Source organism: Exiguobacterium sp. s138 (assembly GCF_018618775.1).
Lineage (GTDB): Bacteria > Bacillota > Bacilli > Exiguobacteriales > Exiguobacteriaceae > Exiguobacterium_A > Exiguobacterium_A artemiae.
Map to the genome: position 1 here is coordinate 92,200 of NZ_JACSMW010000007.1, position 21,467 is coordinate 113,666.

Genomic DNA, 21,467 nt, shown 5'->3' on the forward strand with positions numbered 1-21,467 from the left:
CTCTGTCCGTTTTTTATGAGGAGAGATGACAATGCAAAACGGTAATTTTATTCGTATGCTGACACGGATGCAAAATGTCCCGCGCTGGGATGAATACGCACCACGTTTTCCAGATAATGCGGCAAGTCACAGCTTCCGCGTCGCGTTATTCAGTTTGATGGCGAGTTATCTTGAAGAAGAGGCGACAGACATCAAATACGATCGGTTGACGTTACTCGGGAAAGCCCTGTTCCACGATATGAATGAGGTCATCACAGGACCGATTAAACACCGGACAAAAAAAGAACCGACCTTGCATGCGCACATCCAGGCGATGGAGCGGCAGGCGAGTGAAAAACTCGTAGCGTTGCTGTCGAAGTCCCTTCAACCGGATTTTACGAATTATCTGGTGTTCGCAGAAGATGACTCGCCGGAAGGACAGCTTGTCGAAGCGATTGATACATTTGATGCGATGTTGTTTGCGAAGAGGGAAGCGGAAGTAACGGGATCCGCATTTTTCCTTGCGAAGACGAATGAGCTCAAAGCGGCACTCGAAATCCATCCGTCGCCTGCCATCCGGACGTTAACCGCATCAGTTTGGGCAAAAGATGATATGTCGCGTTTCATCGATAACGTCTTGATGATGGATACGATCCGCCGCTGGAAAGGACGATTCAATACGATTGATGACAATGATGCAACCCATGCGTTTCGCGCAGCGTCACTCGGATTGTTTAACGGCTTGATTGAGTCCAAAAAGTACGGAGTCAACATCAATACGGCAGAAGTCGTGTCGCGTCTGTTATGTCATGATTTGGTCGAAGGGACGACAGGTGACGTCCTCGGTCCCGTCAAGCATGCGACGCCGGTCACGGCAGCGGCTTTTGAAGCCTATGAGCGAACGGAAGGCGAAGCGTTGATTAATCTGTTGCCGTCTTCAATGCGAAAAGAATTTCATCGGTTCGTCGTCGAAGCGAAAGACGAGACGTACGAAGGACAGATGGTTGATGTCGTCGATAAGCTCGATGCGTTGATCAAGATGAATATGGAACGGAAATTGAATGGTGTGGAATATGAGACCGGTTACCGGGCCCAGTTGAAGAAAGTCCAAACGGTCTATGAAAATCCATCCGTCGTCTTTTTCCTGGCGTATGTCTTACACGATTTGGATTATGTGACATCTTAAATAAAGGAGGAAAATCATGACGAACACTTCACCGATTCAAACGAAACGATTGACTCTAATCCTGATTTTAGGATCACTCGCCGCACTCGGTCCACTGTCGATTGACATGTATTTACCGGCATTTCCCGATATGTCGCGTTCATTTGGCGCCAGTGCGTCCTCGATTCAACTCAGCTTGACGGCCTGTATGCTCGGGATGGCACTCGGGCAGATCATCGTCGGTCCGCTCAGTGATGTCCGGGGACGGAAACGTCCGTTGCTCCTGGCGTTATCTGCGTATTTACTGGCATCACTTGCCTGTGCCTTTGCGCCAACGATTGAAGTGCTGATTGCACTGCGGTTTGTCCAAGGCGCAGCCGGTGCATCGGGGATCGTCATTTCACGGGCGATTGTCCGCGATTTATTCGAAGGACCCGAACTGACGAAGTTTTTTGCGGCATTATCACTGGTCAACGGAACGGCACCGATTCTGGCACCGATCATCGGCGGACAGATTTTACGGTTCGGCGATTGGCGTATCGTCTTTTATCTGCTGGCCGTCTTAAGTACGTTAATGCTGATTGCCGTGGCGTTCCGGTTGCCGGAAACCCTGCCTGTCCATCACCGGGTTGAAGGGAATTTGAAGACGACGTTCCAAACGTTTGGACGGCTGTTATCGGACCGGACCTTCATCGGGTATGCCTTTGCCCAAGCCTTTGCCATGGGCGCGATGTTCGCTTATATTTCCGGTTCACCGTTCGTCTTACAAAACATCTACGGCGCAAGCCCGCAACAATTCAGTTTCCTGTTTGGTCTGAACGGCATCGGAATCATTTTGGCAGCACAAACTGCCGGACGGTTGGCCGGACGCGTCGACAGTGAAAAGATGATGCGGATTGCCTTGACAGTCGTCGCTATGGCCGGAATCTGTCTGTTTCTTGCCCTGACGTTATCCGATTCCTTGATTCTCGTCATGATTCCGCTGTTCTTCGTCGTCTCGAGTGTCGGGATGATTTCGACGCTCGGTTTTACCTTGGCAATGCAGAATTATGGTTCGACAGCAGGAAGTGCGTCCGCGTTGCTCGGTTTGTTACCGATGCTTGTCGGCTCACTTGTCTCACCGCTTGTCGGCGTGATGGGGGAAGAGTCGGCGTTACCGATGGGCTTGATCATCATGACGCTCGATTGTCTGGCACTGCTCGTCTATACATTACTGATTGTGCGCAGAACACAATAAAAAGATAGATTCGCTGAAGCCGATTCCTCTTTGAGGGAATCGGTTTTTTTTGTTGAAGACCGTATTTGGAAAAAATGTTGTCAGAAAAAATCAGTCATTTTGAAACTATTTCCAAAAGTAAACCGTAAATAAAGAGGAGCTCAGCACAGAAGAGAGGAGCAGTCGGATGAAAAAACGATCTTTTTCAGATACACGGCCGGTATCTGAATCAAACAACCCTCGGACACTCGAAAGTTTGCTCGCGCGGCATTATGCGGCACAAAAAAAGTATGCCCGCCGGTATCAGGAAGCAGACAGTCCACGGGAGAAAGAATTAGCCGAATTGTTATATGAAGAAAATCGACATGCGTATCTTCAAGCCTATCGGCAACTGTATGGATCGAATCCGTTTATCGAGGTGACCGAAGATGGACGTTAGTACGCTTTATCTGTATGCACTTGCCGCTGCTGCCTGCGGCGTTTTATTGTCTGTCGTCTTTTCCGATTTGATTCCGGGCATCGATCAAATCTTTCATCCGACGTTAATCCTGTCCTTTGTCATTTTGACGTCCGCTTTCGGATTCGGGCTGGAACACCTGACGTTACTTGGTTCGCTTGTTATTTTGCTAATCAGTGCCGGTATCAGTCTCATCTTGACGTCTTTGTTGCATTTATTCATTTTTGTACCGCTTGCGAAAGCGGAGCAATCCATCAGTTTTTCGGAACAGACGCTTGAGGGACGCAGTGCCATCGTCATCCTCCCGATTCCGGAGGACGGTTACGGTGAAATTCTCGTCGATGATGTGTCAGGACGAATTGCCAAATCCGCCGTTCTTTTTGAAGGTCCGGCTCTGGCACAAGGAACAAAAGTCATCATCATTGAAATTAAACAAGGCGTGGCGCATGTCATGACCTACCCTACGCAGTGGAAAGAGGAGATGTTTTCATGAATCCGATTATTATTGTAGCAATCATAGCCGGTGCACTGATTTTAGCGCTGATCGCCTTATTCGTCACAAAGTACCGCACAGTCGGACCGGAAGAAGCGTTGATCGTGTCCGGGAGTTATCTCGGGAACAGTCCGACCGTCAACACGGATGAATCCGGCAACCGGGTCAAAATCATCCGTGGCGGCGGAGCGTTTATCTTACCTGTCTTTCAGCAAGCATCCCCGCTCAGTCTGCTGTCGAGCAAGCTCGAAGTGACGACACCGGAAGTCTATACAGAGCAGGGTGTTCCGGTCATGGCAGACGGGACAGCCATCATCAAAATCGGCAGCTCGATTTCGGAAATCGCGACGGCAGCCGAACAATTTCTCGGGAAATCAAAAGAAGACCGCGAAGGCGAAGCGCGGGAAGTCCTTGAAGGGCACTTACGGTCAATCCTCGGTTCGATGACAGTTGAAGAGATTTACAAAAACCGTGATAAGTTTTCGCAGGAAGTCCAACGGGTCGCGTCACAGGATTTAGCGAAAATGGGACTGATCATCGTATCGTTTACGATCAAAGACGTCCGCGATAAGAACGGTTATTTGGAATCACTCGGGAAACCCCGCATTGCCCAGGTCCGCCGCGATGCCGATATAGCAACAGCCGATGCAGAAAAAGAAACACGGATTAAACGGGCAGAAGCCTCAAAAGATGCGAAAAAAGCTGAACTGGAACGGGCGACGGAAATTGCGGAAGCGGAAAAGGAAAACCAGCTGAAGATGGCCGATTACCGCCGTGAGCAGGATATCGCGAAAGCAAAAGCCGACCAAGCGTATGATCTTGAGAATGCCCGCGCTCAGCAGGAAGTCACGGAACAACAAATGCAAATCAAAATCATCGAACGTCAGAAACAAATTGAACTCGAAGAACGCGAAATTCTCCGCCGTGAGAAACAATACGATGCGGAAGTGAAAAAACGAGCTGACGCGGACCGTTACTCCATCGAGCAGGCGGCCCAGGCCGACCGGGCGAAACAATATGCGGAAGCCGATGCCACGAAATACCGGATTGAAGCTTCTGCGAAAGCCGACGCTGAACGAATTCGTCTTGATGGTCTGGCCAAAGCGGAAGCAGAGCGGGCACAAGGGGAAACAGAAGCCGATATCATCCGTCTGAAAGGTCTTGCAGAGGCCGAAGCAAAAGAAAAAATCGCGCAAGCGTTCGAACAGTTCGGACAAGCGGCGATTCTCGATATGGTCGTCCGGATGATGCCGGAATATGCGAAACAAGTCGCGGCACCACTCGGCAACATCGACAAGATTACAGTCGTTGATACAGGGAGCGGCGAGGGCGGCGGTGCAAACCGGGTGACCGGATACGCGACCGACTTGATGGCCTCGTTACAGGAGACGCTTAAAGCGTCATCCGGCATCGATGTAAAAGACTTGATTGAAAACTTCTCGGGTAAAGGAACGGCGAAACCATTGACGGTCAACTTGAATCAAGGAGAGCCGGTCGCATCAGGAAAATCTGAATGAAACCGAACATAATTTAACAGGTTTCGTAAATCATAGATTATGAATAAAGTACAAAAAAATCCGAATGCTCCCATCCCTCTGTCAATAAGAAGAGGTGGGGACATTCGGATTTTTTTAATGACGAATCAGGCCGGTAAATCATAGCCGATGACGATTAATCCGGGACCAGTGTGAGAACCGATCGCCGCTCCGGCAATCGTAATCAAGACTTCACTCGGTGAGAATTGGGCTTCGATCAACTGTTTCAGTTGTTCCGCCCGTTCGATTGAATCGCCATGACCGATGATGATCCGGTGTCCATCAATGGATGGACGTGCTTCTTCCATCCATTCGACAATCCGGTTCATGACTTTTTTCTGACCGCGGATCTTTTCTTTCGGAATCAGTTTCCCGTCTTCGACCGTCAAAAGCGGAAGAATCGACAGCAGACCGCCGATGAAGGCACTGGCCCGCGAAACACGGCCGCCGCGCATCAGGTATTCCAGCGATTCAACCGTAAACAAATGACGGATTGTATTTACTTTTTGCTCGGCATACGCTTTGGTTTCTTCGAAGTTGTGTGTCTTTGAAAACTCAGCGACATCTAACACGAACAGTCCTTGACCGGTCGAGGCTGTTTTCGTATTGATGATCGCATAGGGGACATCCGGATACGTTTCAGCAAGTTCTGCTGCGAGCATCGTCGCCGTTTGATACGTCCCGGACAATTCACTGGAAAATGCCAGATAGAGAAACGGTTCACCTTGTTTAAAGTGTTCTGTAAAGACTTCGACCATCCGTGACACTTCGACCTGAAACGTCTTTGGTGCCGCCCCGTTCCGCATTTTTTCATATAGTTCGACCGGTGAAATCGATTCGCCGTCGAAAAATGTTTCTTCGTCAATCAATACGCCGAACGGCATCACCGTGAAGCCGTACGCGTCGAGTAATTCTTTGGGTGCATCGGCACCGCTGTCAGTAATAAAACGTACCATGTTCGTTCTCTCCTTTATCAACCTAGGACTTTTTCATTTCGATCCAACATCCGACCCAGGTTTACACCGAAGCGTTCGTTTTCGACTTTGCTCAGGACAGACGGCGTGAGTGTCGCGCCAAGTTCCATCAAAGAGCGGTAAACACGTACCAAGCAGTCTTCGACCGTCAAAGGACATTGCAATAGCTCTTCTAAAGAGGCCATTGTTTCCGGAACGACTGTCGGATACACGAACTTGGTCGTTTCCCCTTGCAGGGCGGCAGCATAAAAATCACGGACAAGTTGCGCCCGGGCACTGCCACTGCCGTTCACGCAGAGATAAATTTGAACGGCGACGCCACCGCGGACACGCCGCTGTGAAATCCCAGCAAACTTTTTGCCGGCAATCGATAAATCATACGATCCCGGACAATAGGATCCGACGACTTCGCCGGCATTGATAGCATCGGTCTCTTCGGCGAACATCCGACGGACAAGTGCGAGCATCGCTTCATAACCGCTGTCGATATCGATTCCGCCACGTTCCGGAAGGACAAGCGAGATGTTCAGAACACCGGCATCAAGGACAACGGCAAGCCCGCCGGAATTGCGGATGACCGGCTGGAAACCATGGGCGTGTAAGACGTCGATCCCATCATCGAGGTGAGGGAGGCGTGCATCTTGAATCCCGAGGACAACCGTTTCGTGGTGGACCCAGGAACGGATGGCGGCACCTTCTGTAGCGACGGAGGCGCACAATGTATCGTCCATCGCAAACGATTGTGTGGCATGAAAGGTGTTTCCGAGTGACGTTTGATCAAAAATACGATAATGTTCTTGTTTTAAGAGTTCGATTCCCATAGGCTCGTTCCTTTTTTTCTAGATTTGCGACATTATTATAGCATACGACAATGTAAACTTTTTAATAAGAAGCCAGTGAAGCAACAGGAACGGACCGTTTCAAACCGAACTATGAACTATAACGACAGAGAACGAGCCATTAAAGGAGAGAGTGTATGTATCAGTCACTGGGACAATTAAAGGAAACGAAAGTATTCAAAGATCCCGTTCATCGCTATATCTATGTCAGCGACCAATTGATCTGGCAATTGATCGGAACGAAGGAATTTCAGCGTTTGCGCCGGATCAAACAACTGGGAACGTCATTTTTGACATTTCATGGAGCGGAGCACACACGGTTCCATCATTCGCTTGGTGTATATGAGATTACCCGGCAACTGATTGACGTCTTTAACGGCCGGGCGGACTGGGACGACCAGTACCGGGAGCTGACACTGGTCGCGGCCCTGTTACACGACGTCGGGCACGGACCGTTCTCCCATGCTTTCGAAAACGTCTTTGGTGTCGATCACGAAGAATGGACAGAACGAATCATCCTCGGGGATACGGAAATCAAACAGGTCCTCGATCAGGTCGGGGAAGGGTTTGCGGAAGAAGTCGCCTCAATCATCAATAAAACCCATCCGAATCAATTGCTTGTGACGATGATCAGTTCCCAGCTTGATGTCGACCGGATGGATTACTTGTTGCGGGATGCCCATTTTGCCGGTGTCAGCTACGGAAAGTTTGATCTCGAACGGATGCTGCGTGTCCTGCGTCCGGCACCGAATCAGATGGTCGTCAAGCAATCCGGGATGCACTCGATCGAAGATTACATCATGCGCCGTTATCAGATGTACTGGCAGGTCTATCTCCATCCGGTCACACGGTCGAGCGACTATTTATTAAAAGCGATTCTTGAACGGGCAAAAGAACTGTATACGAGCGAGTACGCGTTTACGATTGATCCGGTTCATTTAAGTCCGCTCTTTACGAAGGAGATGTCCTTAAAAAACTATCTGGCACTAGACGAAACCATCGTCTATTTCTACTTCCAACAGTGGGCGGAAGAAGAGGATACGGTGTTAAGTGATCTGGCGCGACGGTTCGTTGACCGGAAATTATTTAAATACGTCGATTATCCGGCAGAAAAACGCGCCCTTGTCCATGAGAAACTGTGTACGTTATTTGAAAAAATCGGGCTCGATCCCACTTATTATCTGCTCGAAGACAAGCTCAGCCGTCTGCCGTACGACTTATATGGAGATAATGGCGAAATCAGTAAACAACCGATCATGCTGCAGATGAAAAATGGTCAGATGAAAGAGATTTCGCAAGTCTCACCGCTTGTTCAAGCGATTGCCAACTCACGGCAAACGGATGAAAAGCTATTTTTCCCGCAGGAAATCCTGCATGACTTACGGGAATTTGCGAACGAGAAGATGCAAATCGATCAATTGTTACTTGGAGAAGAAATATGAACAATATCATCGCAACCATCTTAAAGTATGCCGGCTTGGAAGGGAAAGCGGTTATCCCTTTAAAAGGAGCGACTTCCTCGTACGTGTTTCGAGCGTGGGATAGTGTTTTTCGAATTCATATCCTGCCTGGCTAGAGCAGGAACCGGACCTCGTCGCGCACGAGGTCTTTGCGTTACGGGCGACAGGTAGATTAGGACCGGATGTCGAAAATTATCAATTGACGTGGGAGGGGGAGATTCCCCCATGGATTCAAATGACGTGTTTACCGGGAGAAGTCCGACTCGAACCGTTAAATCGAGCGTATCTCAAACAATTGGCAAAAACGTTAGTTGCGATTCATCAACTGCCGGTTCCAGAAGCCCGGTACCAGTATGCATCATACGTGACAAAGCGAACGGTTCCTTTTTAGGCAGTTCAAAAGGAGATGTGGCAACGGGCTGTGGCAGAACCGCTAGCAACGAGTCAACAAGTTCGATTCATCCACCGTGATTTTCATCCGGTCAATGTGTTATACGAATCAACTGAAAAGTATAACGTAGTCGATTGGATTAGTGGCTGTGTTGGACCCATTGAAGCAGATGTCGCCCATTGCCGATTAAATCTGGCGTTGCTTAAATCGGTCGAAGCAGCAGATCAATTTTTATCTGAATATATTGCATACAGTGGATTTTCGTACGATCGGAAATGGGATTTAACAGCTGTTTTTGACTTTGAACCGGACACCCTCAATGTTTATCCCGGTTGGAAAGCATATGGGAAGGCAAACATCAGTCAGGGCAATGTTCGGGAACGGATGGAAAACATTGTATTGAAAGTTTATGAAAATGACGAAAGCGGTTACTAAATGAACTTTACCCCTTGCAGTTCTTTCGAATGTTGATTATTGTAGTACTTGGGAAAGAGATTGAACGTCAGACCTCGTACTTATGTACAACTGATAAAATAAACTATGGATTGAGGGATAGTTCGTGAAATATTTAATCGCAATACTGGGACTTGTCATCGTGTTTGGTTTGGCATACCTTGTCAGCAGTAATCGTAAAAGCATCAAATTGAAACCGCTTGCGGTCATGCTAGTGCTTCAGCTTGTCCTGGGATATATTCTGTTGAACACGTCATTCGGCTATATCGTCATTAAAGGGATCGCTCAAGTGTTCGAAAAATTGCTCAGTTATGCCGCGATCGGCATCAACTTCGTCTTCGGTGGATTAGCGAATGAAGGCGCGCAACCATTCTTCATCAACGTCCTGTTGCCAATCGTTTTCATCTCGGCTTTAATCGGAATTTTGCAGTTCACGAAAATCCTGCCGCTCTTAATGCGCGGAGTCGGGTTCGTCCTTTCGAAAATTAACGGAATGGGACGACTTGAGTCATATAACGCCGTAGCATCAGCAGCAATCGGTCAATCAGAAGTTTTCATTACGGTTAAAAAGCAAATCGGTAAATTACCGCCGAATCGTTTGTATACATTATGTGCGTCGGCGATGTCGACGGTTTCAATGTCAATCGTCGGTGCATACATGACGATGGTCGAACCGAAATATGTCGTCACAGCAATCGTCTTGAACTTATTTGGTGGATTCATGATCGTTTCAATCATCAATCCGTATACAGTTGATCCAAAAGAAGACATTTTGGAAATCGTTGAAGAAAAACAAACGTTCTTCGAAATGCTCGGCGAATACATCATGGATGGATTCAAAGTTGCCATCATCGTCGGTGCGATGTTGATCGGATACAATGCTTTGATCGGCATGGTCAACGATATCTTCTTGATGGTTCTCGGTATCTCGTTCCAGGATATTCTCGGTTACATCTTCGCACCATTCGCTTTCATCATGGGGATTCCATGGGCGGAAGCAGTCAGTGCCGGTAGTATCATGGCCACGAAATTGATTACAAACGAATTCGTCGCGATGCTCAGCCTGCCTGAATACGCAAAAGAATTCTCGGCACGGACACTTGGAATCGTTTCCGTTTTCTTGATTTCATTCGCCAATTTCTCGTCAATCGGGATCATCGCGGGTGCTGTCAAAGGACTCGACGATCGTCAAGGAAGTGTTGCAGCGAGCTTCGGACTGAAATTACTTTACGGAGCAACACTCGTCAGTGTCTTGACGGCAATCGTCGTCAGTATCTTACTCTAAATCGTATACGACTGGCAGAGCTGTCATTTCTTAAACAAAGCAGGACCCGACTAGAAATCGGGTCCTGCTTTTGGTTTCTACTATTTTTAGCCGCGTGAAGCAATACCGACCCGTTCATGATGGAACAGTCCTTCGGCGTACACTTCGTAAGCGAAGCGGGCGACATTCATTCTTGGAATCGGTCCGGTTTCATGCGTGAATCGATTGGATTCAATCAAGACGTCCTCGATTGCATCTTCTTCGACGAGTTGTGTCGGGCAAATGATCGTATAGTCGACATCCGCATCCTTTAACGTTAAATACGCTTTCAGATGGTCTTCAGCCGCAATCGTCGAGCGCCGGCGGGATTCACTGGACTGGAACCGGTATTTTCCCGGCTCTTCCGAAGCATCAAGGATGCCGGCTGTCCCGACGAAGACAATTCGTTCGATCTGCTGTTCTTTCATCTTCGTGACGAGATGCGGTACGGCGACCGAAAGAATCTGTTTTTGATCCGTTCCTAAACAACTGAAGACGGCGCTCGTCCCTTGAATGACACGTTCCAAAGCATCAGCATCCGTCGCATCACCTTCCAAAATTGTCAGGTTGGGATGGTGCGGTAATTCGTGTTGTCTTGAACGGACGAGGGCTTGGACCTTATGCCCTTCTTCGAGCAAAAGATCAAGCAACGGTCGACCGGTTCGTCCTGTCGCACCCAGTAAGCTGAAGGTTGCCATGATGATTCATCCTTTCTGTCATAAGTATATGGAACAGGAGGAACGATGGATTAGATCATTCCTCCTGAAGAGTGTTTATTTGTCAGAAAACATGACGCCGGCTTGACCGTAATCGGTTTTTTCCATCTCTTCGATGAAAACGGTGATATTTTCTTTTGGTGCATCGACGGATTCAGAAACGGCCGCTGTGACTTTCTCGATCAACGCGCGTTTTTGTTCCACCGTGCGTCCGGCTAACATTTTTACGGTAACGTAAGGCATGTAAAATTCCTCCTTCTGGCATAAGTACAATACGCCATCAGTATACCGTACGTCACCCGGGTTCCGTCAAACCGTACATGGAAATTGGAAAAGATGGGTATAGAACAGGAGTAGTCTGTCGGAAGCAAGAAATAGGTACTTAAGAAATGATGAGGATGAGGTGAGAGCATGGAAATGGAACCGGTGATTCGTAAAAAAATCCATACGCTACTGATTTTTGACCGCGCTTTACCAGAAGACAACACATACCCGTTATCAGGCGCAAAAGGTCTCGAAGTCGCAGATGTTTTGTTTGATCAAAATATTCCATTTGGACGGCTCGTAACGGATAAGGAATTGGCAGCGCTTGTCGGAAATGAAGAAGCAAAACGCTACGGGATGTTGACGTTGCTTCGGGATGAGGACCGCTTCAAACCGATTTTTCAAAATCGTAAACCGACACCTGACATCGAAGACGAGTTGGCAGAGCGGATTCGGGAACTGGCCAAGCAATTACGGGCGATTCGTTCGAAATGTTCATCACTGGAGCGGATTGTTCTGTTCGGTCGTGCCTCGCAAACATTGTATGACCGGGCATTGGTGCAACTGGAAGAGCTGAATCCACCCGCTCACGAAGAGCTCACGTCCCTCGAATGTCTGCGGTTACCAACGATCCGTCGTGTCACCCGGGAGCAGCTCGAGATACTCAAACGGTAAACGAAGGCTTGCACCGACTGTTGGATGCGGTATGATAGAAGCAACAGTAGTAAAAGGGGACAAGTAAACGATGGAAAAGAAAATTAACTTCAATATCATTTCAGATAACTCAACGGACGGGCATGGTGGATTTGGTGTCGGAACACTTAGTCTGAACAGCATGTCACCGGTCATCATCTCACCGGAAGACGGTGAAGCCTATATCGATATGGGTGCGATGCATGCGAAAGCAGCCATCGAGAAACGGATTAAATTCACGACGGACAAGGCGGATTCACCAAACGGAAAGCTGTACTGGATCGTTTGGGTGACGGTCGGCCGGAAACCGGAAGGATTTTATTACGGCGGCGTCGCAGCGTGTGACCTGTTAGTCGATGTCGAAGCACGTCGCGGCTTTAAGATCTTGGCGGATCATGTCAATAAGATGGATAAATCGTTAAAAGGACGGATTGTCGTCGATCATATGGACGAAACGTCGAAACACTTATTGCGTGACTTCCTGCAGACACATAAACCGGAGATGTGGGAAAATGCTGAACCGGAATTGCATGAAGCACTCGCTTAAAATAAAAGTGCCGACTCTGTGAAAGAGTTGGCACTTTTTTTTGATTGATTATTTGCGTAACGTTACGACAATCAATTCGGGGTGATTAAAGATTCGGAACGGAAATAAACTGTTACCGAGACCGCGGCTGATGATCAGCCGTGTGTTCTCCATCGTATGTTGTCCGGCGGTCAGGTCAGGGAAAAACCCTTGACCGGGGGCATACATCCCGTCCGTGAACGGCAGGCGGATCTGTCCGCCGTGGGCATGACCGGATAATACGAGGTCCACCTTGCGTTCCGCATATAACGGCAAATATTCCGGACGGTGCGCCATCAACAGCTGGAAGGAACGGGTCTCGGCAGTCGACTGGGCTTGATCGAGACTTTGACGGATGCCGTCCGGCTCCTGCAGTCCTTCACTCCAACGGGTCGTCGTCGGATCGTCAATTCCAAGCAACTCAATGAACTGACCGTCTCGTTCAAGCGGAACGGACGTATTGCGAAGAACGGTGACACCAAGTCGTTCAAGCTTCGGTAAAATCGTCAAATTCAGACGGACTTCATGATTGCCTGTCACGAAATAAACCGGATAGTCCGGTGTCAGTTGTTTCATCAGCAGGAGGGCTTCTTCTTCTCCGTTTCGTCTGGAATCAATCAAGTCACCCGTCATTAAGATGACATTCGGCTGCAGTTTATTCACTTTTTTCAAAAGAACCTTTTGACGGGAACCAAAGGATTTACCATGCAAATCGGCAATCTGTAAAATCTTATAGTCATTAAACGCGGCAGGTAATTTATCCGATTGAACCGTTACTGCCGTCGTGTCGATTTGATTATTTTCCCGGTACAAAAACCAGCTGCTGAGAGCGAGAATGCCGATGGGAATAAACCATTTTTTCTTGACGCGCAAGTCCTCACCCCTTTTCTTATATTCAGCATACCAAAAAGACCCTGACTTCCGCATGACGGAAGACAGGGTCTGACTGCAGTTAGGCTTCTTTTTTCAACTCGTCGGCTGATTTCGCAGCGTCCGGTTCATTGGACAGATCCATGAACAGGGCAATGACCATCATCCCGACGACGAAGATGAACGGGAAGGCGGCAAGAACGGCTGCGGCCTGCAAGGCGCTGAGTCCACCTGAGTACAGGAGAACAGCTGCAATCGATGACTGGATGATTCCCCAAGTCAACTTGATGCGGAGACTCGGCAACAGACTACCGCCGGAAGACAGCATACCGAGAACGTAAGTCGCGGAGTCGGCAGACGTGATGAAGAACGTCGTGATCAAGAAGACAGCAATGATACTGAGGAATGTTCCGAGACCACCGAATGTTTCGAACAAGGCGAACATACCGGTTTCGACCCCTTTTTCGTTGACCGTTGAAATGAGATCAACATTATTGAACAGTTCGTTCCAGATCGCGGATCCACCGAAGACGGAGAACCACAGTAAACCGAAAATCGTCGGTACGAGCATGATACCAAGAACGAACTCACGAATCGTCCGTCCTTTTGAGACACGGGCGATGAACGTTCCGACGAACGGCGACCAGGAAATCCACCATGCCCAGTAGAAGATTGTCCAGTCATTGATCCATCCTCGTTCATCGGGATTGAAGGCTGACGCCCGGAAGCTCATTGTCGGTAGGTTTTGCAAGTAAGCACCTGTCGTTTGAACAAACAGATCCATGATGAAGCTGAACGGTCCGAGGAACAGAACCCCAACCATCAAGAGGATCGCCAAGACAATATTGGCGTTGCTCAAGCGGACGATTCCTTTATCAAGACCGGAAGCGGCACTGATCATGTAGAGAACGGACACGACCAAAATGATGATTAACTGAGTGGAGAAAGAGTTTGGAATTCCGTCGGCGAGGAAATGAAGACCACCGGAAATCTGTTGGGCACCAAGTCCGAGTGATGTGGCAACACCAAACGCTGTCGCGACAATCGCAAGTACTTCAACCGTTCCTTTACCGGCCGCTTCGTACTTCGGTTTCATCAGGGAAGCAACGGTATCACCGATTGTGGCCGGACGTCCTTTACGGAACGTCGAGTAAGCGATGGCGAGGGCGACGACCGCATAGAGTGCCCACGGATGCAGACCCCAGTGGAAAAAGGAATAACGCATGGCGAGTGGAGCAGCATCTGTCAGGTCGTTTGTCGCGACCGGGGGGGTATGAAAATGGGTCAGTGGTTCTGAGACACCCCAAAAGACTAAACCAATCCCCATACCGGCACTGAACAGCATCGCGAACCAGGAAATTAAACCGTATTCCGGACGATCGGAATCTTTACCGAGTCGGATTGAGCCGAAACGGGAAAAAATGAGAAAGATAGCAATTAATAAAAAGGCACTCATACCAAAAAGATAAAGCCAGCCGAAGCCGTTCGAAACAAAGCTTTGGGCGATGCCTGTGACATTTCCGAGATTTGCGGCACCAATGAGTGATTCAGGCAAGATTCCCCATATGGTAAAGAGCACACAGAAAATGACAGAGATGATAAAGACATTCGTAATTTTACTTTTTCGTTTATTTTCCATCGTGATCAACACCTTCTTTCGAATTTTACATGTAGTTTTGTAACTCTTTTAGACAACGACATTAGTAATACCCGTGTCATTTGAAAACAAAACCTTATCACGCAAGTTCTAACCGTAACAAAGTTGGAGCGGACTGGCAAACGAAAATGGGTAATGATGGGAAGGGAGGGGTCAAGAAACAAAGCGTTGTAATCTAGAAAAACCCTGGAATAAAGCCTTTGAATTGATGAAACAGACAGAATGAAAAAGTTTGATTATTTATTATTTCCCGGTTCTTCTATTTTGTAACATGCATTTAAGATACATTGATGAAGCAAAAAAACAGACGGAGTGAAACGGGTTTGATATCGTATCAGGTAGTCATCATATTACTCAGGAGGAATCAGTCATGAATCACGATCAGACAAAACAACAGATTATCGATGCTTTTCAGTTCCGTCATGCGACGAAATCATTTGATCCGACTAAAAAAATACTGGCGGATGATTTTCAATTTATCCTCGAAACAGCCCGTCTTTCACCGAGTTCTTTCGGATACGAACCATGGAATCTGCTTGTCATGCAAAATGAAGCCGTTCGAAATGATATTCGGGACGTCTCATGGGGCGCACAAGGTCAATTGCCGACAGCGAGCCACTACGTCATCTTCCTCGCCCGGACAGGTGGACAGATGCAACCGGACGGGGCGCACGTGAAACATATGATGGATGTACTCGGTCTGTCGGATGAAGCAAAAGCCGGCCGGACAAAACGGTATGGTCTGTTCCTCGAAGAAGATTTCAAGATTGGGGATAATGAAAAGGCGATGACCGATTGGTCGGCGAAACAAGCCTATATCGCGCTCGGAAACATGATGTCGACAGCAGCGCAAATCGGCATCGACTCGTGTCCGATTGAAGGATTCGATCAGCAGGCGGTGGAACAGATTCTCGAACGGCACGGTGTGCTCGACCGGTCTGTTTTCACCGTACCGGTCATGGTCGCATTCGGCTACCGAGCGGATGAACCAAAACGGTCGAAGCAGCGTCGGTGCCTGGATGAAATCGTCACGTTCGTCGACTAAAAAAACAGTCGAATCTTTTCGAATTATATAGAAGTTTCTTTCAAAGTCCGGTATACTCGCATTTGTATGATTAAGAAGCGCCGTAAACGCCACTCGCATACGAACAACTTTTGTCTTGATGAAAGAAAGGGGTTCTATCGCAAATGGAACAAAAATTAAAGTTATGGTTCACGGAACACCAAACGGAAGATTACGGTATCACATTCCGTGTCAACCACGTTTATGAGAGCGAACAAACGGAGTTTCAACGCCTGGAGATGGTTGAGACGGACGAGTTCGGTACAATGTTGTTACTTGACGGAATGGTCATGACGACAGATCGTGATGAGTTTGTTTATCACGAAATGGTCGCACACGTCCCACTCTTCACACACCCGAATCCAAAATCTGTTTTGGTCGTCGGTGGAGGAGACGGCGGAGTCATCCGTGAAGTCTTGAAGCATCCATCTGTTGAGAAGGCTGTTCTTGTCGAAATCGACGGAAAAGTCATCGAATACTCGAAAAAATATTTACCAAACATCGCAGGTGGTCTCGATGACGCCCGTGTTGAAGTCATCGTTGGAGACGGGTTCATGCATATTGCAGAAGCGGTCAATGAGTATGACGTCATCATGGTCGATTCGACAGAACCGGTCGGTCCGGCCGTCAACCTGTTCACAAAAGGATTCTATTCTGGAATCTCGAAAGCATTAAAAGAAGACGGTATTTTCGTCGCTCAGTCGGATAACCCATGGTTCACACCGGAGTTAATCCGTGATGTACAACGTGACGTGAAAGAAATCTTCCCGATTACAAAACTCTACATCGCTAACGTTCCGACGTATCCGAGCGGTCTGTGGACATTTACGATCGGATCAAAAAAACATGATCCGCTCGCAGTCGCACCAGAGCGTTTCCACGAGATCGAAACGAAATATTATACACCGGAACTTCATACAGCTGCATTCGCGCTACCGAAGTTTGTCAAAGATTTAACGATCTAATTACACATCAGGAGTGTTCCGTTTTCAGGGGCACTCCTTTCTATGAATGGAGGAATAATCATGCGGTTTGATGAAGCTTACTCAGGTAAGGTATTTATCGCGAGTCAACCGACTCACGAAGATGCAAAAGGTGTGTTGTACGGTATGCCGATGGACTGGACGGTCAGTTTCCGTCCAGGTTCACGGTTTGGTCCGGCCCGGATCCGCGAAGTGTCACTCGGACTCGAAGAATACAGTCCGTATCTTGACGGTGATATCGCCGATGCAAAATTATTTGACGCCGGTGACATCCCGTTGCCGTTCGGGAATGCGCAAAAATCACTTGATATGATTGAAGAATACGTCGACTCGTTATTGACGGCAGGCAAGTTCCCGCTTGGAATGGGCGGCGAACACCTCGTTACGTGGCCGGTCGTCAAAGCCTTTGATAAACATTACGATGATTTTGTCGTTCTGCATTTTGATGCGCATACGGATTTACGCGATTCGTATGAAGGCGAACCGTTGTCACACTCGACACCGCTTAAAAAGATTGCGAACTTAATTGGACCGGAAAACTGTTATTCATTCGGGATTCGTTCAGGGATGAAAGAAGAGTTTGAATGGGCGAAAACGTCCGGTTACAACCTGTTCAAATACGAAATCGTTGAACCGTTGAAAGCCGTTTTACCAAAGCTTGCCGGTAAAAAGGTCTACGTGACGATCGATATCGATGTCCTTGATCCGTCAGCGGCACCGGGAACAGGCACGCAGGAAATCGGCGGCGTGACGACAAAGGAATTACTTGAAGTCGTCCATATGATCGCCCGTGCCGATGTCGACGTTATCGGAGCCGATCTCGTCGAGGTTTGTCCGGCGTACGATCAATCGGATATGACGGCAATCGCAGCTGCAAAAGTCTTGCGTGAAATGATGATCGGGTTCATTAAATAAACGATAACAAAAAGGTCAGATCCGTTTTTGCGGAATCTGACCTTTTTTTTCCGGGCAGCGATTATTCCATCCAGTTCAAGCGAAAACGCAATGTGCTGTTGTCCTCAACATCAGCACACTCAGATATTTACAGCCCAAAAATATTATTTTAAATTTAAGATGTCACCACGATAAAAATATTTTTTGGACAGAAGTAATAGTTCTGCAGTAAACGGATTTGTTGGTTTGAGAGCGGAATACATCATGACATGAAAGGTGGAAAAAAGATGAAGAAACTCTTATCTTTCGTCACAGCTGCTTTGCTATTCGCACTTTTTGTGCTCCCGGTAGGCGCGGCGGACGATGCAATGGTTCGTGTAATTCATGCTTCACCTGATGCTCCAGCAGTGGATATCGCCGTCGATGGCAAAAAAGCGGTATCCGGAGCAGAATTCAAAGCAGTCACTGACTATCTCACACTCCCAGCCGGAGAACATAAAGTAGAAGTCTTCGCAGCCGGTACAACAAAGGATCCTGTACTTTCTCAAACACTCAATATCGAAGCTGGAAAATTCTATTCTGTAGCTGCAATCGGTAAATTGGCAGATATCAAACTCGCCGTCATGGAAGATAACGGCAAAGGGGAAGACGGCAAATCAATGGTCCGTGTCGCTCACTTTGCACCGGATGCACCAGCTGTTGACGTCGCACCAAAAGGCGGAGATCCACTCTTCAGCGACCTTGAATTCTCGAAAGTCTCAGACTACGGCACACTCGATGCCGGAACGTATGACCTTGAAGTACGACCAGCCGGTGCGACGGATGTCGTCAAAGCACTCGACGGCATCAAGCTCGACAGCGGTAAAAACTATACAGCACTCGCAATCGGTTTACTTGAAGGAGAACCGGCATTTGACGTTCTCTTGATTCCGGACGGCGGTGAAATGGCAGCAATGCCTGACACTGGTCTTGGCGGAACAACGGAAACGTCATCAATGGCAACAACTTGGGCACTCGTAGCACTTGCTGGAGCAGCGCTGGTTGGGACAGCTTATGTCGTCCGTCGTAAACAAAACGCGTAATCTCTTATTGTTACTCACCGTGTTGCTTGCAGGATGCGGCGGAGCGGAGGAAACTTCGCCTCCACGCTCTGTGGAACCGGCAACACCTGTCGTCGAGTCACCGGCACTAAAGTCTGACGCAAAGACAGAAGCAGTCGAAACATTCATCCCGAATCGTTTGAAGATCCCGGCGATCGATGTGAATGCAAAAATTGAAGTCGTTGGAAAAGATGCTAAAGGACGGATGAATGTTCCGGAGCAGACGGATCAAGTCGGTTGGTACCGATATGGCGCCAAAGCTAATCAGACCGGCAATGTCATTTTGGCAGGACATTTAGATGATACGAACGGTCCGGCTGTCTTTTATGACTTGGCAAAAGCGAAACGGGGACAACGGATTGAAGTAAGCGCTAAAACGGGAGAGCAGGTTTCATACGTGGTGACGAACGTAATGTCTTATCCCGTTGATCAGGCACCGGTCGGCTCTATTTTCGGAGCGACATTGGCGCAACGTTTGACGTTAATTACCTGTGTCGGAACGTTTACCCAATCAAAAGGATACGATCAGCGATTGGTTGTGACGGCTGAACAGGAAAAATAAACGAAGGGACCTCTCCGCTGACGGACAGGTCCCTTTTGTATGTGCTATTGGTTTTAAGCATTCACTTCAGAAGCGGCGACCAAATCCGTCGTTAAGGCAGATAACCCTTGCGTCGTCTGGCTGATACCTTGAATCGTTTGTACGATTTGGCTTAAATCATTTTTATTACGGCCGAACATCTCCAAGTAGTTCTCCATTTCCTGTTTGACGGTATGGATGCCGCTCTTGACTTGTTGCAGTTCGTTACGCGAAGCGGAGTTTGATCGTGTGATGTCTTCCATTTGCGAAACGAGTTCATTGATGTTGCCATTATTTTTTTGGATCAGGCTGTTGATGCTGCTGCTGAGCAGTTTTGCGTTTTCCGCCAGGTTCCGGACTTCAATCGCAACGACGGAGAAACCTTTCCCATGCTCTCCGGCACGAGCAGCTTCGATAGAAGCATTTAGGGCGAGCAGGTTCGTTTGATTGGCGATGTCTTCGATACCTTGTGTCATCTTGACGATTTCATCTGACGTCGTTTTCAGTTGCTGGAGACTCGTCAATGACGTGCTGACTTGTGACGTGGCTTGAGCAAATTGATGTTCCATCTTTTCCATCTGGGTCTCGTTTTCCGAGGTCAGTCCGACCAGATTGCGGCTTGTTTTTTCCGTCTGGTCCGTTTCAGATAAGATTTGTGTTGCCCGACGGCTTGTTTCAGAAATTGCACCTTCCGTCTGTTCGACAGTGCTTGCGACTTCCTGACTGACGCGTACGACATCCTGCAAGAGCCGGCTCCGGGATTCATTTGCTGCACTGACTTCGTGTAAGCGGGCATCGACATACTGGCTCGTCACGATTTGAGCATCAAGATTCATCGCGTGGTTCAGTGCAAGAATCGCATTCGTCAATTGTGCCGGTTCATGTTGAAAATGTTCGACGATTTTCGGAATCAATAACGTATTGAACGCCGCATAGGAAGCGATGAACCAGGTCACCGGGACAAAGTTACGGTTATGGGTTTTACCCATCCGTGTCCGCATCGCAAGAAATTTATCATCCATGTTTCCCGTCAGTAAACTGCCGAAGTAGTCAGCGAAGACTTTTTTCAGACGTTCACGTGTCGAAGAAGTTTGAGCAATCTGTACCATTTCAGGGTGAAGCAGTAAATGATCAAGGACTTGTTCGAGTACTTCATCGAGGATGCTGTTGACGACAGGCGCCATTGCTTTTAGTGTTTGCAGATGTTCTTCCGTGTAGCCCATGTATTCTAAGCGTCCCGTTAAGCTCGGATCACTTGTTTTTGTAATGAGTCGTTTGTCTGGAAATCCGATTGTCGCCTGATAGGCCGACATCGATGATTTAGCTTTAAATGGATTGCGCACGATATGCCCCCGATTTTCTTGGAATTAAGATTTTTAGTGTCTTATTTGTTATCGGTTGTTTTCAGAAATCCGATAATCTTTTTCTTCAAAAAGTACAGCGACAGACAAAATCATTGACTTAAAAACAAAAAACTCATGATCGGGGATCATGAGTGGAATGACCGCTTCTGAAATGAAGGGTACATGCTATATGTGTCACGCGATGAATTAAACAGGTTGATCTTCCTGAAACGCTTTTTGGGCATCGACAATTGATCGCATCCGACTTACACAAGTCTGGACGAATTGAATGTCGATGGACGTAAACCGGGTGACAGGTCCTTTGGCTGATTCAGCACTGAATGTGAAGGTTCCGAGATTCCAAAGTTCGATTTTAAATCGTTTTCCTTTGTTGTCATCGAAGTGTTCTACGAATTCGATTTTCGGTACCATACGAACCCCTCCTTGTAGAACCATTCCCGTTTTTTTCAAAAT

Annotated in this window: 22 protein-coding genes and 1 pseudogene; 15 read left to right on the forward strand and 8 right to left on the reverse strand. The window is 48.0% G+C overall.

Annotated features, from left to right (window positions below; translation table 11 throughout):
• Positions 1–31: 31 nt before the first annotated feature.
• The 5 genes from KNP91_RS13535 (at position 32) to KNP91_RS13555 (ending at position 4,827) form a co-directional block, all read left to right on the forward strand.
• The gene (locus KNP91_RS13535; protein ID WP_012369143.1) at positions 32–1,165 is read left to right on the forward strand and encodes a YfbR-like 5'-deoxynucleotidase; all 1,134 of its coding nucleotides are present in this window, start codon (positions 32–34) and stop codon (positions 1,163–1,165) included.
• 16 nt (positions 1,166–1,181) lie between these two features.
• Complete coding sequence (locus KNP91_RS13540) at positions 1,182–2,381, forward strand: Bcr/CflA family multidrug efflux MFS transporter (protein WP_012369144.1); 1,200 nt, start codon at positions 1,182–1,184, stop codon at positions 2,379–2,381.
• A gap of 166 nt (positions 2,382–2,547) precedes the next feature.
• Complete coding sequence (locus KNP91_RS13545) at positions 2,548–2,799, forward strand: hypothetical protein (protein ID WP_012369145.1); 252 nt, start codon at positions 2,548–2,550, stop codon at positions 2,797–2,799.
• Positions 2,789–3,310 (forward strand): NfeD family protein, encoded by a 522-nt coding sequence (locus tag KNP91_RS13550; protein WP_012369146.1) that lies wholly within the window; start codon positions 2,789–2,791, stop codon positions 3,308–3,310. Before KNP91_RS13545 ends, KNP91_RS13550 begins: the two co-directional genes overlap by 11 nt.
• Positions 3,307–4,827, forward strand: coding sequence for a flotillin lipid rafts scaffold protein FloT (locus tag KNP91_RS13555; protein ID WP_012369147.1), 1,521 nt, complete (start codon positions 3,307–3,309; stop codon positions 4,825–4,827). The genes KNP91_RS13550 and KNP91_RS13555 overlap by 4 nt, the downstream gene beginning before the upstream one ends.
• A gap of 125 nt (positions 4,828–4,952) precedes the next feature.
• Here KNP91_RS13555 and KNP91_RS13560 read toward each other — a convergent pair whose 3' ends face one another.
• Both KNP91_RS13560 and lipL read right to left on the reverse strand, forming a co-directional pair.
• On the reverse strand, positions 4,953–5,801 hold the full coding sequence (locus tag KNP91_RS13560) for a DegV family protein (RefSeq protein WP_012369148.1): 849 nt from the start codon (positions 5,799–5,801) through the stop codon (positions 4,953–4,955).
• A gap of 17 nt (positions 5,802–5,818) precedes the next feature.
• Positions 5,819–6,640: an octanoyl-[GcvH]:protein N-octanoyltransferase gene (gene lipL, locus KNP91_RS13565; protein ID WP_214850524.1), complete on the reverse strand. Its 822-nt coding sequence runs from the start codon at positions 6,638–6,640 to the stop codon at positions 5,819–5,821.
• Between the two features lie 155 nt (positions 6,641–6,795).
• On the opposite strand from lipL, the gene KNP91_RS13570 reads away from it, so the two are divergent.
• The 3 genes and pseudogenes from KNP91_RS13570 (at position 6,796) to KNP91_RS13580 (ending at position 10,247) form a co-directional block, all read left to right on the forward strand.
• Positions 6,796–8,100: an HD domain-containing protein gene (locus KNP91_RS13570; RefSeq protein ID WP_012369150.1), complete on the forward strand. Its 1,305-nt coding sequence runs from the start codon at positions 6,796–6,798 to the stop codon at positions 8,098–8,100.
• A 253-nt stretch (positions 8,101–8,353) separates the two neighbouring features.
• Positions 8,354–8,944, forward strand: a pseudogene (locus KNP91_RS15745) (aminoglycoside phosphotransferase family protein).
• A gap of 124 nt (positions 8,945–9,068) precedes the next feature.
• Positions 9,069–10,247 carry a NupC/NupG family nucleoside CNT transporter gene (locus tag KNP91_RS13580; RefSeq protein ID WP_214850527.1) on the forward strand — a complete coding sequence of 393 codons (1,179 nt, stop codon included), beginning with the start codon at positions 9,069–9,071 and terminating at the stop codon, positions 10,245–10,247.
• Between the two features lie 86 nt (positions 10,248–10,333).
• Here KNP91_RS13580 and KNP91_RS13585 read toward each other — a convergent pair whose 3' ends face one another.
• Together KNP91_RS13585 and KNP91_RS13590 are read right to left on the reverse strand one after the other, a co-directional pair.
• Positions 10,334–10,963: an NAD(P)-dependent oxidoreductase gene (locus KNP91_RS13585; RefSeq protein ID WP_214767073.1), complete on the reverse strand. Its 630-nt coding sequence runs from the start codon at positions 10,961–10,963 to the stop codon at positions 10,334–10,336.
• Positions 10,964–11,038: 75 nt separating this feature from the next.
• Positions 11,039–11,254 (reverse strand): 2-hydroxymuconate tautomerase, encoded by a 216-nt coding sequence (locus KNP91_RS13590; protein ID WP_261966348.1) that lies wholly within the window; start codon positions 11,252–11,254, stop codon positions 11,039–11,041.
• Between the two features lie 138 nt (positions 11,255–11,392).
• Between KNP91_RS13590 and KNP91_RS13595 the strand changes: the two genes are divergently transcribed.
• Together KNP91_RS13595 and KNP91_RS13600 are read left to right on the forward strand one after the other, a co-directional pair.
• Complete coding sequence (locus KNP91_RS13595) at positions 11,393–11,920, forward strand: hypothetical protein (RefSeq protein ID WP_214767068.1); 528 nt, start codon at positions 11,393–11,395, stop codon at positions 11,918–11,920.
• 70 nt (positions 11,921–11,990) lie between these two features.
• Positions 11,991–12,485: a YwhD family protein gene (locus tag KNP91_RS13600; RefSeq protein WP_012369156.1), complete on the forward strand. Its 495-nt coding sequence runs from the start codon at positions 11,991–11,993 to the stop codon at positions 12,483–12,485.
• 48 nt (positions 12,486–12,533) lie between these two features.
• Here KNP91_RS13600 and KNP91_RS13605 read toward each other — a convergent pair whose 3' ends face one another.
• Together KNP91_RS13605 and KNP91_RS13610 are read right to left on the reverse strand one after the other, a co-directional pair.
• A complete protein-coding gene (locus tag KNP91_RS13605; RefSeq protein WP_251136062.1) occupies positions 12,534–13,376 on the reverse strand; it encodes a metallophosphoesterase in 843 nt (280 codons plus the stop codon).
• Positions 13,377–13,455: 79 nt separating this feature from the next.
• Positions 13,456–15,012 (reverse strand): BCCT family transporter, encoded by a 1,557-nt coding sequence (locus KNP91_RS13610; RefSeq protein WP_214850533.1) that lies wholly within the window; start codon positions 15,010–15,012, stop codon positions 13,456–13,458.
• A gap of 388 nt (positions 15,013–15,400) precedes the next feature.
• On the opposite strand from KNP91_RS13610, the gene KNP91_RS13615 reads away from it, so the two are divergent.
• The 5 genes from KNP91_RS13615 (at position 15,401) to KNP91_RS13635 (ending at position 19,632) form a co-directional block, all read left to right on the forward strand.
• Positions 15,401–16,075 (forward strand): NAD(P)H-dependent oxidoreductase, encoded by a 675-nt coding sequence (locus KNP91_RS13615; RefSeq protein WP_214850537.1) that lies wholly within the window; start codon positions 15,401–15,403, stop codon positions 16,073–16,075.
• Between the two features lie 143 nt (positions 16,076–16,218).
• The gene (gene speE / locus KNP91_RS13620) at positions 16,219–17,058 is read left to right on the forward strand and encodes a polyamine aminopropyltransferase (protein ID WP_012369161.1); all 840 of its coding nucleotides are present in this window, start codon (positions 16,219–16,221) and stop codon (positions 17,056–17,058) included.
• Positions 17,059–17,118: 60 nt separating this feature from the next.
• Positions 17,119–17,991, forward strand: a complete 873-nt coding sequence (gene speB, locus KNP91_RS13625) for an agmatinase (protein ID WP_028107152.1) — start codon at positions 17,119–17,121, stop codon at positions 17,989–17,991.
• 266 nt (positions 17,992–18,257) lie between these two features.
• The gene (locus tag KNP91_RS13630) at positions 18,258–19,052 is read left to right on the forward strand and encodes a DUF4397 domain-containing protein (RefSeq protein WP_026829490.1); all 795 of its coding nucleotides are present in this window, start codon (positions 18,258–18,260) and stop codon (positions 19,050–19,052) included.
• Positions 19,012–19,632 carry a class F sortase gene (locus KNP91_RS13635; protein ID WP_251136063.1) on the forward strand — a complete coding sequence of 207 codons (621 nt, stop codon included), beginning with the start codon at positions 19,012–19,014 and terminating at the stop codon, positions 19,630–19,632. Before KNP91_RS13630 ends, KNP91_RS13635 begins: the two co-directional genes overlap by 41 nt.
• A 53-nt stretch (positions 19,633–19,685) precedes the next feature.
• On the opposite strand, the gene KNP91_RS13640 is transcribed toward KNP91_RS13635, so the two are convergent.
• Together KNP91_RS13640 and KNP91_RS13645 are read right to left on the reverse strand one after the other, a co-directional pair.
• Positions 19,686–20,993, reverse strand: a complete 1,308-nt coding sequence (locus tag KNP91_RS13640) for a globin-coupled sensor protein (protein WP_214767058.1) — start codon at positions 20,991–20,993, stop codon at positions 19,686–19,688.
• 207 nt (positions 20,994–21,200) lie between these two features.
• On the reverse strand, positions 21,201–21,425 hold the full coding sequence (locus KNP91_RS13645) for a hypothetical protein (RefSeq protein WP_012369166.1): 225 nt from the start codon (positions 21,423–21,425) through the stop codon (positions 21,201–21,203).
• Positions 21,426–21,467: the final 42 nt, after the last annotated feature.

What these genes read in the sequence shown, in the direction of transcription:
- KNP91_RS13610 (WP_214850533.1), bottom strand. Translation starts at nt 15,012, where the DNA reads ATGGAAAATAAACGAAAAAGTAAAATTACGAATGTCTTTATCATCTCT.
- speB (WP_028107152.1), top strand. Translation starts at nt 17,119, where the DNA reads ATGCGGTTTGATGAAGCTTACTCAGGTAAGGTATTTATCGCGAGTCAA.
- KNP91_RS13560 (WP_012369148.1), bottom strand. Translation starts at nt 5,801, where the DNA reads ATGGTACGTTTTATTACTGACAGCGGTGCCGATGCACCCAAAGAATTA.
- KNP91_RS13630 (WP_026829490.1), top strand. Translation starts at nt 18,258, where the DNA reads ATGAAGAAACTCTTATCTTTCGTCACAGCTGCTTTGCTATTCGCACTT.
- KNP91_RS13595 (WP_214767068.1), top strand. Translation starts at nt 11,393, where the DNA reads ATGGAAATGGAACCGGTGATTCGTAAAAAAATCCATACGCTACTGATT.
- KNP91_RS13600 (WP_012369156.1), top strand. Translation starts at nt 11,991, where the DNA reads ATGGAAAAGAAAATTAACTTCAATATCATTTCAGATAACTCAACGGAC.
- KNP91_RS13550 (WP_012369146.1), top strand. Translation starts at nt 2,789, where the DNA reads ATGGACGTTAGTACGCTTTATCTGTATGCACTTGCCGCTGCTGCCTGC.
- KNP91_RS13570 (WP_012369150.1), top strand. Translation starts at nt 6,796, where the DNA reads ATGTATCAGTCACTGGGACAATTAAAGGAAACGAAAGTATTCAAAGAT.
- speE (WP_012369161.1), top strand. Translation starts at nt 16,219, where the DNA reads ATGGAACAAAAATTAAAGTTATGGTTCACGGAACACCAAACGGAAGAT.
- KNP91_RS13615 (WP_214850537.1), top strand. Translation starts at nt 15,401, where the DNA reads ATGAATCACGATCAGACAAAACAACAGATTATCGATGCTTTTCAGTTC.
- KNP91_RS13545 (WP_012369145.1), top strand. Translation starts at nt 2,548, where the DNA reads ATGAAAAAACGATCTTTTTCAGATACACGGCCGGTATCTGAATCAAAC.
- KNP91_RS13645 (WP_012369166.1), bottom strand. Translation starts at nt 21,425, where the DNA reads ATGGTACCGAAAATCGAATTCGTAGAACACTTCGATGACAACAAAGGA.
- KNP91_RS13540 (WP_012369144.1), top strand. Translation starts at nt 1,182, where the DNA reads ATGACGAACACTTCACCGATTCAAACGAAACGATTGACTCTAATCCTG.
- KNP91_RS13535 (WP_012369143.1), top strand. Translation starts at nt 32, where the DNA reads ATGCAAAACGGTAATTTTATTCGTATGCTGACACGGATGCAAAATGTC.
- KNP91_RS13585 (WP_214767073.1), bottom strand. Translation starts at nt 10,963, where the DNA reads ATGGCAACCTTCAGCTTACTGGGTGCGACAGGACGAACCGGTCGACCG.
- KNP91_RS13555 (WP_012369147.1), top strand. Translation starts at nt 3,307, where the DNA reads ATGAATCCGATTATTATTGTAGCAATCATAGCCGGTGCACTGATTTTA.
- lipL (WP_214850524.1), bottom strand. Translation starts at nt 6,640, where the DNA reads ATGGGAATCGAACTCTTAAAACAAGAACATTATCGTATTTTTGATCAA.